Source organism: Fusobacterium sp. DD2, from assembly GCF_018205345.1.
Lineage (GTDB): Bacteria > Fusobacteriota > Fusobacteriia > Fusobacteriales > Fusobacteriaceae > Fusobacterium_A.
On sequence record NZ_JADRHM010000069.1, the window covers coordinates 1 to 12620 of the forward strand.

13 protein-coding genes are annotated in these 12620 nt (G+C 32.2%); 3 read left to right on the forward strand and 10 right to left on the reverse strand.

Translation table 11 applies throughout. The features are described 5' to 3' along the window. Positions 1–47: 47 nt before the first annotated feature. The 10 genes from IX290_RS09595 to accD form a co-directional block, all read right to left on the reverse strand. Positions 48–1184, reverse strand: coding sequence for a glycerate kinase (locus IX290_RS09595; RefSeq protein WP_211492985.1), 1137 nt, complete (start codon positions 1182–1184; stop codon positions 48–50). Between the two features lie 9 nt (positions 1185–1193). Then, a complete protein-coding gene (locus IX290_RS09600; RefSeq protein ID WP_211492986.1) occupies positions 1194–2450 on the reverse strand; it encodes an SLC13 family permease in 1257 nt (418 codons plus the stop codon). A 164-nt stretch (positions 2451–2614) separates the two neighbouring features. Continuing rightward, positions 2615–3715 (reverse strand): sugar diacid recognition domain-containing protein, encoded by a 1101-nt coding sequence (locus IX290_RS09605; protein ID WP_211492987.1) that lies wholly within the window; start codon positions 3713–3715, stop codon positions 2615–2617. A gap of 66 nt (positions 3716–3781) precedes the next feature. Then, entirely contained in the window at positions 3782–4192 is a 411-nt protein-coding gene (locus IX290_RS09610) for a hypothetical protein (RefSeq protein WP_211492988.1), read from the reverse strand. Positions 4193–4216: 24 nt separating this feature from the next. Continuing rightward, positions 4217–5443: a [FeFe] hydrogenase H-cluster maturation GTPase HydF gene (gene hydF / locus IX290_RS09615; protein WP_211492989.1), complete on the reverse strand. Its 1227-nt coding sequence runs from the start codon at positions 5441–5443 to the stop codon at positions 4217–4219. 18 nt (positions 5444–5461) lie between these two features. After that, on the reverse strand, positions 5462–6055 hold the full coding sequence (recR, locus tag IX290_RS09620) for a recombination mediator RecR (RefSeq protein ID WP_211492990.1): 594 nt from the start codon (positions 6053–6055) through the stop codon (positions 5462–5464). A gap of 135 nt (positions 6056–6190) precedes the next feature. Continuing rightward, complete coding sequence (locus tag IX290_RS09625) at positions 6191–6496, reverse strand: DUF496 family protein (RefSeq protein ID WP_211492991.1); 306 nt, start codon at positions 6494–6496, stop codon at positions 6191–6193. A gap of 24 nt (positions 6497–6520) precedes the next feature. Beyond that, positions 6521–7489 (reverse strand): 6-phosphofructokinase, encoded by a 969-nt coding sequence (gene pfkA / locus IX290_RS09630; protein WP_211492992.1) that lies wholly within the window; start codon positions 7487–7489, stop codon positions 6521–6523. 17 nt (positions 7490–7506) lie between these two features. Further along, a complete protein-coding gene (locus IX290_RS09635; RefSeq protein ID WP_211492993.1) occupies positions 7507–8463 on the reverse strand; it encodes an acetyl-CoA carboxylase carboxyltransferase subunit alpha in 957 nt (318 codons plus the stop codon). Positions 8464–8483: 20 nt separating this feature from the next. Continuing rightward, positions 8484–9386, reverse strand: a complete 903-nt coding sequence (gene accD, locus IX290_RS09640; protein ID WP_211492994.1) for an acetyl-CoA carboxylase, carboxyltransferase subunit beta — start codon at positions 9384–9386, stop codon at positions 8484–8486. Between the two features lie 190 nt (positions 9387–9576). Between accD and IX290_RS09645 the strand changes: the two genes are divergently transcribed. The 3 genes from IX290_RS09645 to citX form a co-directional block, all read left to right on the forward strand. Next, entirely contained in the window at positions 9577–10122 is a 546-nt protein-coding gene (locus IX290_RS09645) for a hypothetical protein (RefSeq protein WP_211492995.1), read from the forward strand. A gap of 90 nt (positions 10123–10212) precedes the next feature. Beyond that, positions 10213–11247: a [citrate (pro-3S)-lyase] ligase gene (gene citC, locus IX290_RS09650; RefSeq protein ID WP_211492996.1), complete on the forward strand. Its 1035-nt coding sequence runs from the start codon at positions 10213–10215 to the stop codon at positions 11245–11247. A gap of 2 nt (positions 11248–11249) precedes the next feature. Further along, a partial coding sequence (gene citX, locus IX290_RS09655) for a citrate lyase holo-[acyl-carrier protein] synthase (protein ID WP_211492997.1) occupies positions 11250–12620 on the forward strand: 1371 nt, incomplete at its 3' end.

A 12620-nucleotide genomic window follows, 5' to 3' on the forward strand; every position in this document is an offset into this window, starting at 1 on the left:
GCTGTTGCATTTCTAGGATAGATTTGCAACAGCTCCTATTAATTTTTTTATTTTTTCATTGCTTTTATAAATCTAGCTATGTTTTCAGCTGTTTTTTCCATATTTATTTTTCCATTTTTTATTGCATCTTCAAGTGGCTCTACTTTTTGCATTATTGAGAATATAGCATCAAATCCATAATCGTATAATACATCTATATCTTTACCTATTCCACCTGCTAAAGCTAAAGTTGGAATTCCATATTTTTTTGCAACTAAAACTACTCCATATGGTGTTTTCCCAAATCTTGTCTGCCCGTCTATACTTCCCTCTCCAGTAATTACAAGGTCAGCTCCTTTTACTTTCTCATCAAGATTTGAATACTCAATAACTATCTCTATTCCTTTTTTTAGTTCTGCTCCTAAAAAAGCCATAAGCCCTGCTCCTAATCCTCCAGCAGCTCCAGCTCCAGGTACATTTTCAACATCTACTCCTATATCCCTTCTTATAAGAGAAGCATATTTTTTTAGATTGTTATCAAGAGTTACTACCATCTCTTCTGTTGCACCTTTTTGTCTTCCAAATATATTTGATGCACCTGTTTCTCCTGTTAGAGGGTTTTGAACATCTGATGCAACGATAAATTTAGTTTTTGCTATTCTTGGATCAACTTCACTTAAATCTATTTTTTCAAGATTTTTAAGTTCTCCTCCTCCAAAACCTATCTCACATCCATTTTTATCTAAAAGCTTACCACCTAGAGCTTGAATCATCCCAGCTCCACCATCATTTGTAGCACTTCCTCCTATTCCTATAAGAACAGTCTCTACACCTAAATCCAAAGCTTTTTTTATAAGTTCTCCAGTTCCATAAGTTGTTGTTATCATAGGGTTTCTTTTCTCTCTTGGTACAAGCTCAAGTCCACTTGCACTTGCCATTTCAAGTACAGCTGTTGTTCCATCTCCTAGCAGACCTAATTTTGCCTGTACCTTTTCTCCCAAAGGGCCAACACACTCCTCAAAGTACATCTTCCCACAAGTTGCATCGACAAGAGATTGCGTAGTTCCTTCTCCTCCATCTGCCATGGGAACTTTTACATATTCACTTTCAGGGAAAATTTTCTTCATTCCCTTCTCTATTACATCACACACCTCTTTGGCTGTCATACTCTCTTTAAACGAATCTGGTGCTATAACTATCTTCATACTTCCTCCTTAAAACAGTATTCCATATATGATTGTTGATACTACTGCAAGAGTAAGTCCAACTAAAGATTCAAATGGTATAAGTGCAAGTCTTTCCTTCATATCCATATTAACACTTCCTCCAGTTGAATGGAAAAAACTTCCATGTGGTAAATGGTCAAGAACAGTTGCACCTGAATGAATCATTGCTGCTGAATTTAATGCTGGTACAGATAGGCTTAAAAGTGTTGGTCCAAATACCTGGCTTGCTACAGCAGTCCCTGAAGTAGTAGACGCTGTCGCTCCTGACATCAAAATTCCAGCAAGTGGAGCTAAAATAAATGCAGGTGCTCCAGTTGATGCTAAAAATTCAGTCAATACTGTCTTTAAAGCAGAGTGTGCAATTATTCCTGATAAAGTACCTGTTCCTAATAGAAGTATTGCTACTCCCACCATTTTACTAAGTCCAAATGCACAATAATTATTAAAGTGTTTCATTTGTCCCATTGCAAAGCATCCTACAAGTCCTCCTACAGGAAGTGCTATTAATGGGTCTATTACTATTCCACATAAAGGTCTTAATACAAGTAATAAAATAGCAACTAACGGACCAACTATTGCAGCAAAAAATGATTTATCTACATCATCATTTTCCTCTTTTATCTCATCTTCAGATATCATAGTACCTTTTTTAGATAAAAGTTTCGCTATTATTATAGATACTATTATTCCAAAGATAGCTGGAATTATTCCTGCTGCCATAACAGATGTCAATGGAACGTTAAAAGAATCGGCAGCTGCAATAGTGTTTGGATTTGGAGAAATGATATTTCCCGCTTTTCCTCCGCCTACCATAGCAATTAATACTCCAGTTCTTGAAAGTTTAGTTCTTTTTGCTATTGCCATAGCTATTGGTGCTGCTGTGATTACAGCAACGTCTATAAATACTCCAACCATAGTTAATATTGTAGTTGAAAGTACAATTGCAACTATTGCTTTTGATTCTCCAAGTTTTGAAACAATAGTTTCTGCTATCTTCTTAGCAGCACCTGTTTCTATAAGCACTCCTGCTAAAACACCAGCTGTTAAAATTCTTAAAATTGCAGGAATCATTCCTTGAGCTCCTGCCATCATAAGTCCAACTGTCTCTTTAATAGTTGCTCCTCCTACAAGTCCACCAATTATAGATCCCAATATAAGAGCATAAGCTGGATTAACCTTTTTCATTATCAGTAATATTGCTATTACAAGTCCAATTATTGCACCTAGTGCTGTTACTGTTACCATTTTTCCTCCCTTGAGTATACGTTTTATTTTAGTACACGTTCTACATATAACAAATACTGTTCTATTAATTTAATACAGTTTAATTATAGTAACCTCAAGGTTTTTTTACAATGTTCCATAAAACAAAAAATAAGTTAAAATTATTATCTTTTTTAGTCTATAGACTATACATAGCACATAAATGCAATTTTTAAAATTGTAAAGTCTCTATATTTACGCATATCTAATCCATTTTTTTCCTTAAGTTTATTTATCTTATATTGAAGTGTATTTTTATGTATAAAAAGTTCTTTTGAAATCCTATCTAGAGAACCATTATGTTTTTCATATGTGCATAATATTTCCCTATATTCATTTAATTCTTCTATGGTAAGATTTTTAAATACCATATTTAAAAAGTTTTCTTTGATATCATTTGGAGTATTATTTAAAATAAGCTCTATCCCCATATCTTCATAAAAAAATAAATCTTGATGATTTTTTAGACTCCATTCCAATGATTCCATGGCTTCTAAATAAGACTCTCGCAATAAGGTCAGATTTTTCTTACTTTTTCCAATACCAAAAACAGAACCAATATTATCATTTTTAATTAAATTATCACTTATCTTTTTTAAAACTTTCTCTATTTTTTTTCTATTCTTTTTAAAAAATAGTAAAATAACTGTCCCCTGATTTACCATAAGGTAACCTTTTTCTCCTTTTACTATTCTTCTAACTATCTCAATGCATCTTTTACCTTTAATAAGAGTATCAAAACCACTAAGCTCAACTGCTATTACTGTTCCATCCTCTTTTATCTCCATCTCTTCTATATTTTTAGAAAGAGTTATAGTTCTATGCATATACTTTTCAGGTAAAAGAATATTTTCAAGGAGTATCTTTTCATATTCCAAAGTATTTTCCTGTTCCTCTTTCATATATGCTTCCTTTATTAATATTTCAGTCATCTTTTTTATTATCTGACCATATTTTTCAACATCCTCTTTTTTCCCTGAAATTCCAATAACTCCAACTATACTTTTTTCAAATTTTACTGGCAGATTTACTCCCTCTCTTGTTCCACCATACTCTTCATTATTTTCAACTATTAAAGCTTTTTTGCTTTTAATTACTTTTAAAGCTCCCTGATGATAGGTACCAATTCTTTTTTTATCTGTACTTGCTATTATCTCCCCATCAGTTGCAATATAGTTTATATCTTTCCCTATTATTTTTTTCATTTCTATTACAATATCTGCTGCAAGCTCTCTTGTTACTTCCATCCTTCCTCCATCAAAAAAGAGGCGTTGCATTTCTAGAAATGCAACAACCTCGTTTTTTTATTACTACTATTGATTTAATATTATTCTAGTACCATCAGACATCTCAATTATCTGTGTTTTATCGTCAGAAAAAATTATTTTTCCTCCATTAGATGTTCTGGTACTAACATTTTTATATCCCTGTCTACAATAATTATTTGCAGTTGGTGTCTGAAGTCTTGCTGGTACTCCTGAACCACTATATTTTCTATGTGCATTTTCAGCTACTGCTCTTGTTTCATAATCTCTTCTTATTTGAGTATCCAATTGATCCAAATCTCTTTGGTGTTTAATCTCACTATTCTGATACCCCTCATGAAGTATTACAGCAGATCCACCGATTATAGCAGCTCTAATTCCACCATCCAGATGTCCCCACCAACTTGCATAAGAAGATGTTCCTAATATAAGCATTGATATTGCTATCAGTTTTTTCATAATTAATCCCTCCTTCTAAAGAGTTTATATTTTCAAGTTAAAAATTTCTGTTACTCTATCCAGGATACCATTTAATTCTGCTATTGTCATTCCGAAATTTGTTATTCCAACTCTATTTTCTTCACAATTTTCTACTCTGCTCATTGTTTCAGCTCTATTTAGCATACATGAACCGCAGTGAATTACTAAAGAGTATTCATCTAAATTTTTAGGAAAATCCTTTCCGGAACAGTTATCAATTATAATTCCTGGTACTTTTTTTTCAAGAAGCATAGGTATCTTTTCTCTTGCTATATCTCCCTTCATCTGATGATGAGTGCAGGCTTCTGCTATAAGCACTTTATCTCCAGCTTTTAGGGTATTTATCCTCTTTGCTCCTCTATAAAAAATCTCCAAATCACCCTTTGCTCTTGCCATAATTATGGAAAAAGATGTCAAAGGGATATTTTTATCTAAAACTTCATCTACTTTTGCAAATACCTGTGAGTCAGTAATAACAAGATCTGGTTTTCCATCAAAAATATTTAACCCATTTTTAAGATTTCCCAATGTTACTACAGTTGGTATTCCACCATTATCAAGTATATCTCTTATTACCTGTACCTGCGGAAGTATAAGTCTTCCTTTAGGTGCCTGTATATCCTGAGGCGCCACTAAAAGAATCTTATCTCCTTGATTTATTTTATCCCCTATAAGTGTTTCTTCAGTCACAAGTTTAGGAGCCAGCTCTATTATCTTTTTCTTTAATAGCTGGATATCTTCTCCTTTTAAACTGCTTATAGGTATGATTTCTGTATCCCAATTTTTCTTAGTTTCTTCAACAGCTTTTTCAAATTTATCTCTATCAACTACAAGATCTGTCTTATTTATAACAACAATATAAGGTTTATTTTTCTTCTTAATTTTATCCAGCCACTCTTTTTCAAAATCAAGTGGTCTATTTTCTATAATATCTTTAGCTGAAATTATAAGAAGCCCTACATCCATTTTATTTAATACTTCAAGAGTTTTTTCAATTCTTAAAGCACCAATCTGTGTATCATCATCTATTCCAGCTGTATCTATAAATACCACAGGACCTATTGGTAAAAGTTCCATGGCCTTATACACTGGATCAGTTGTAGTTCCTCTCACATCAGATACTAAAGATATATTCTGATTTGTTATTTTATTTACAAGACTTGATTTTCCTGCATTTGTTCTTCCAAATAGTGCAATATGCACTCTATTTCCTCTTGGTGTTTCTATCATTTTTACCTCTTATTCTATCTACATTTCCTGTCTACCATCAAGTGCTTTTGAAATAGTTGCACTATCAGCAAATTCTATATTACCACCTATTGGTATTCCACTGGCAATCTTTGTTATTTTTATTCCAAATGGTTTCAAAAGTTTATTTATATAAAGAGCTGTTGTCTCTCCCTCAAGGTCTGGATTCAACGCCAATATTACCTCTTCCACTCCATCATTTGCAACTCTTTCAAGAAGTGATTTTATATTAAGTTTATCTGGAGTTATTCCATTTAGTGGAGCTATTTTTCCATTTAATACATGATACAGCCCTTTGTATTTTCCCATCTTTTCAAATGAAACTATATCACGGCTATCTTCCACTACACATACTGTAGTTCTATCTCTTTCTTCATCTGCACAGATATCACAAAGGTCTTTTTCACAAAAATCTCCACATTTAGGGCATCTTTTTATAACCTCTTTTGCATCTTTAAGTGCATTTATAAACTCTATTACCTCTTCCTCTCTCATATCTAAAACATGAAAAGCCAGTCTCGCAGCTGTTTTTCTTCCAATTCCTGGAAGCTTATTAAATTGATCTATTAATCTTTCCAAACTTCTAGTTGCCATTTATTTATATGTTTCCTCCTTAATGAAGATTTCCTATCTATATCTATTTAGTAATATTTTATCATATTTTACACTATCTTTCAAAAGATAAAAAACAAAAAAGACCCACCTAAAGGCAGGTCTTTGATATTTGAACTAAGCTTCTTTTATATTTTTTTTGAACTCTTTAATGGCTTTGCTAATCTCTCTTCTTTCTTTACCAAGTTCAGCATTTTTTATAATATAGTCATCTACTCTATCTTCATAGTCAGATTGCATATTATCAATGATATCTATGATCTCTTCATAGCTCATGTCAGGTTTTAAATAGTCCTTAAGATTTAATAAAAGATCAACTCTTTTTCTATTGTCTCTTATTTTTCTATCGTTATCTTCAATCTCTCTTTTAATCTTATTTTTTCTTCTTGTTTTTCTTACAAATTCTAATACATTATCTACCATGCTAATTCCCCCTTTGGTATCTAACTATTTTGCTAAAAGTAAAGCTAATTCATAGTCAGGTCTAAAGTCATAGTTTCTTTTTCCATCCCATGCATATGAAATTGGGTGAGTAATAAGTTGGTTGTTTTCTAATCCTACCATTACTCCAGCTTCATCTGCTTCTAATAATTCTATAGCTTTAGCTCCCATTCTTGTAGCTAGTACTCTGTCAAATCCAGATGGTGTTCCACCTCTTTGAACGTGACCTAGTACAACACTTCTTACTTCTGTATTTATTTTTTCTCTAAGTGCGTTTTCAATATCCTGAACTTTTCCAACACCTTCAGCAACTAATACTATATCGTGAAGTTTTCCGTGTTTTCTTCTCTCTTTAATTTGGAAAGCTAAAAGTTCAATTGGGTTGTCCATTTCAGGTATTAGAAGTCCGTCCCCTCCACCTGCTATACAAGCTTGAAGGGCTAAGTCTCCTGCATGTCTTCCCATTACCTCTACAAGTATTGTTCTTTCATGTGAAGTTGCAGTATCTCTAATTTTAGATACAGCATCTAATATAGTATTTAAACATGTGTCAAATCCAATTGTAAAGTCTGTTCCCTTAATATCATTATCTATAGTTCCAGGAATACCTATAACTTTTATTCCATGTTCTTTTGATAAAAGGTCAGCTCCATGGTAAGATCCATCTCCACCAATTACAACTAATCCTTCTATTCCTCTCTTCTTAAGGTTTTGAGCTGCTATTGCTCTGAATTTTGGATCTTTGAATTCTAGACATCTTGCAGTTAGTAAACGAGTACCACCTCTATCAATAATACCAGATACATATCCACCATCCATAGGGAAAATTTCATCATTTAGCATACCCATATATCCTCTTTGGATACCATATACTTTCATTCCCTTTGCCATAGCTGTTTTTGCTGCAGCTCTAATAGCAGCATTCATTCCAGGAGCATCTCCTCCACTTGTCAATATTGCTATTTTCTTTATCATCGTCAATAACCTCTCCTTTAATTCTCACTCTCAATAAAAGAACCAATTTGTCTAAACTTATTATACCTGTTTTCTAAGAGTTGTTCCACTGATAATTTTTCCAATTGAGAAAATGATGACAAAATGACATTTTTTAGGTTAACTGCTGCACATTTATAATCTCTATGTGCCCCTCCTAAAGGCTCTTCAATTATACCATCTATTATTCCCAATTTGTGCAAACTTTGTGCAGAAATCTTTAAGTTTTCTGCTGCTTCTGGTGCTTTTGATGCATCTTTATATAGTATTGCTGCACATCCCTCTGGTGATATTACAGAGTATACAGCATTTTCAAGCATAAAAATCTTGTCAGAAACTCCAAGTCCTAGAGCTCCTCCACTACCACCTTCTCCAATTACTATTGATACAATTGGAACTTTGATTCCACTCATTACCATCAGGTTTCTTGCAATAGCTTCTCCCTGCCCACGTTCTTCAGCTTCCATTCCAGGATAAGCTCCTGGTGTATCTATAAAACATACTATTGGAATATTAAAACGTTCTGCCATTTTAAAAAGTCTCAATGCTTTTCTATACCCTTCTGGATTTGCCATACCAAAATTACGATATATTTTATCCTCTGTTGATCTTCCTTTTTGATGTCCAACTATCATAACTTTTTTTCCATCTATTTTACAAAGACCACCAACTATTGCCGGGTCATCTCCAAAGACTCTATCTCCATGAAGTTCCACAAAGTCAGTTGCTATATTTTCTATATAATCTAATGTATAGGGTCTTTCTGGATGTCTAGCTACAAATATTCTCTCCCATGTACTTAGGTTTTTATAAATATTCTTTAGCTTTTCATCTCTTAAATTCTGTAATTTTTCTACTTTATCGCTGAGATCAAGTTCCTGCTCCTCAGCAAATTTTTTAAGCTCAGTTATTTTTTCTTCTAATTCTATTATCTCTTTTTCAAATTCTAATTCCACCTATATCAACCTCCTGCAAGTTATCCAACTAGATTGCTAAGTATAGTATGTAATGTTTCTTTCATATTGTCTCTAGTAGTTATCACATCTACCATACCGCATTGTAATAAAAATTCACTTGTCTGAAATTCTTCAGGAAGTTTCTGCTTAATAGTCTGTTCAATAACTCTTCTTCCTGCAAAACCAATTGTTGCCTTAGGTTCGCTAATTATTATATCTCCAAGCATTGCAAATGATGCTGTAACTCCTCCTGTTGTAGGATTTACTGGAATGGCAATATATGGCACTCCAGCATTTCTTAACTTTTCAGCTGCTGCAGAGGTTTTTGCCATCTGCATCAATGATAGAAGCCCTTCATGCATTCTAGCTCCTCCAGATGTAGCTACCACGATTACTGGTATTTTCTCCTTAAGACCTCTTTCCATAGCTCTTGTTACCTTTTCACCAACTACAGATCCCATGCTTCCACCCATAAATTTGAAATCCATTACAGCTATACTTACTTTTATTCCACCAATCTCTCCAGTTCCTGATATTGTTCCTTCAATCATTTGGCAATCTTCCTGATTTTTTTTATTTTTTTCTGAATATCCTGGAAAATTAAGTGGATTTTCTGATCTCAAATACTTATCTTCCTCTACAAATGTTCCCTCGTCAATTAATAAATTTATTCTTTCCCAAGCTGTCATTTCAAAATAATGATCACATTTAGGGCATCTTTTTAAATTCTTTTCTATGTCTTCACGGTATAGAATTTCCTGACAAGATGGGCACTTAGTCCAAAGTCCTGTTGGATTATTATCTATATGTTTTCCTGCCTCTAATTTCTGTTTATCTTCCTCTTTATTTTCTATTGTTAATGTTACATATTTTTTTCTACCATTTAAAGAAAAATTTTTTTTACTTAAAGAAAAAAAGCCCATTTCTGCCTCCTTATTTATCTTCCTTAATAATTAATTCTATAGGATTTTTCAAATTATTTCAATATTTATTTGCTTTTATTAGATTAATATTATAAAATGAAGTAGATAATTATTTAACAAAATGCACTAAAATGGAGAAGTTTAACATATACTTATTTATGTAAAAATTGTTACTATGGGAGGATTTTTTATGAAAAAATTTTTGTTATTATTTTCTACATTCTTAATGCTACTAGCTGGATGTACGTCAATAGGGGATTTTATTGATGATGCTCTACCAGCAAGACAACCTGCTGTACCTGTTTCTCTTCAGGAACAAATTGCAGCTAAAGTTAATCCTGAAAATGAAATATTTGCAGTTGGAGCAGCAAGTCTTGATAAAAGTGGTGGACTTATTGCACAGGCAAAGGCTAATAAGAATGCAAAAGATATTTTAAAAGAAAAACTAAAAAAAGAAGTTAAGATAAATTTTGATTCATTTTTACTTAATACTGATAACTATACAAGAGGAATCATTACTCCTGTTATGACAGACTTAGTTAATTACACTGTAGAACTTGCAGTTAAAAACTCAAGTCAAAGAGGACAATGGGAAGGTGAAAGTTCTGTTTATTCCCTTGTAGCTATTGACAGAAATAGAGTCTTAGAGCTTTCTAAACAGGTATTTTCTGGATATATTGGAGATATATCTGGTAAACTTAACAGTATTAAAGAAAAAGTAGTAGAAACAAATTAATTTATAAATATAAAAATAAAATAATATGGGGATGACTTAAAAAGAATTTTCTTCTTTTGTCGTCCCTTTTTTTAGCATAGGAGGAATAGTGTGACTGTAGATAAAATCAATATGAGTAACCCTGTTGAAAAACAGGAAATTGAAAAATTTTTAAATTCATTTGATCTTAAATATGACAAAGGAGTTGACTACACAGTAGCTGCCAGAGAAGATGGTAAAGTTATAGCTACTGTTTCTAAAGAAAAAAACATTATCAAATGTTTTGCTATTGATAATTCCCATCAAGGTGAGGGAATTGCAACTCAAATTTTAACTCCTGCAATCAATCAGATGTTTGATGAAGGATATTTTCATAATATGGTATTTACTAAGACACCTAACAAATCCCTTTTTGAAGGAATGGGATACAAAGAGGTGGCACATACAGATAAAGTTATCCTTATGGAAATGGGAAATAAAAGTGTTGATAAAACAATTGCTAAAATAATTAAAAAATTTGATATTGATATATCTAAAAAAAGAGCAATGGCTGTTATGAACTGTAACCCATTTACATTAGGGCATCTATATTTAATTGAAAAAGCTGCTTCAGAAAATGAAGAGGTTCTAATCTTTGTCGTTCAGGAAGATAAATCATCATTCCCTTTTAAAGACAGATATGAACTTGTTCAAAAAGGAACAGCTCACTTAAAAAATGTAAAAGTAATACCTGGTACTGAGTATCTTATATCTTCTGCTACATTCCCAAATTATTTCCTAAGAAAAGAAGATGATACTTTAGAGGAGTATACTAAGCTTGATTCTGCAATTTGTGGAGTGCAATTTGGTAAAAAACTGAATATTAACAAAAGATATGTAGGTGAAGAACCTCTATGTAAGGTTACTGATACATACAATAAAACTCTTGAAAAAATACTTCCGGAATATGATATGGAAGTAGTAGTAGTTCCAAGAAAAGAGCTTAATGACAATGTTATAAGTGCATCTCTAGTAAGAGAATATATGAAAAATGACAGACTTCAGGAGATAAAAGATCTTGTTCCTGAAACAACATATAATTTTTTAATCAGTCCTAAAGGAAAGGAGATTGGAGAAAAACTAAAATCTGAAAATTCTCCACATTAATTATGTTTGATATAAATCAATTTTTACAAGACAGAGAGGATAGAGTGGAATATCAAAACAATCTGATTTCTCAGTATAAGTTTCCACTTCTCACTGTAAGAACTAACTATCCAGGTGAAAATAAAAAAGAACCTGTAGCTAATGAAATTTCAGATATTATGGCTAATGAAATTTCACTTCTATTTGAAACATCTATTGTATTCCATAAAATCATTGATAATCTTGAAGGAAAAATACATCTCTTCATTATAAATGATACTCCAAAAAATGTAAAACTTCAAACTATGGAGCTTGAAGAAAAACATATTTTAGGAAGATGTGTTGATATTGATGTCTATGATGAAAATGGCAATGGAATGTCTAGACAGCAATTTGGTAAAGGAAAAAGAAAATGTATGCTATGTGACGAGCTGGCTTTTGTCTGTGGAAGAACTATGAAACATTCTCACAGTGAAATAAAAGATTTTATCACATCTAAATATATTGAATTTCAAAAACATATAATAAAAAGAGAAAAAATAGCATCTCTTCTAGCTGACACAGCCCTTGAAGGAATGATATATGAGGTTTCGAGTTATCCATCTTTTGGACTTGTTTCTCCTCTTACAAAAGGTGCTCATAAAGATATGGACTTTTTTACATTTTTAGACAGCTCTTTTGCAATAAAACATGGTCTTAAGAGAATGGCTGAAACAATATACTCACCACTTCCTCTTGATATTGCATTTAAAAAACTTCGTGCAATAGGTAAAGAGGCAGAAGTAGATATGTTTGATGCTACAAATAATGTCAATACACATAAGGGAATGATTTTCCTTTTAGGAATTGCTATTAGCAGTACTGCTAGAGCCCTATATGAGAAAAAAGAATTTTCTGATATTAAAGGGATAATTACTGAGATGACTAAGGATATACTTAAAGACTTTGACAATATTAATCCTTCTAAGCCTCTTACTCATGGAGAAAAACTATTTGTTGAGCATGGGTTTACAGGAATTAGAGGAGAGATAGGAAATGGCTTAGATATAGTATTTAACGGCTCACTGCAAGTTTTTACTGAAACTATAGAAAAAACAAAGAATTTTAACCTTGCTGCACTGCAAACTCTTATCTTTCTAATGGGAAAAGTTATGGACAGTACAATAGTCTACAGACATGATTTTGAGATGCTTGAGAAAGTAAAAAAAGAGATGCAGGATATTTTTGATAAGGGTGGAATATATATGGAAAATAGCAGTGAAATTTTCCATGACCTGGAGAAAAAATATATTAAAAATAGAATAAGTCCAGGTGGAAGTGCAGATCTCCTTGCTATTACAATATTCTATTACAAAATATCTAAAAAATTTGAAACGTTAAAAGAAAATTTTAAA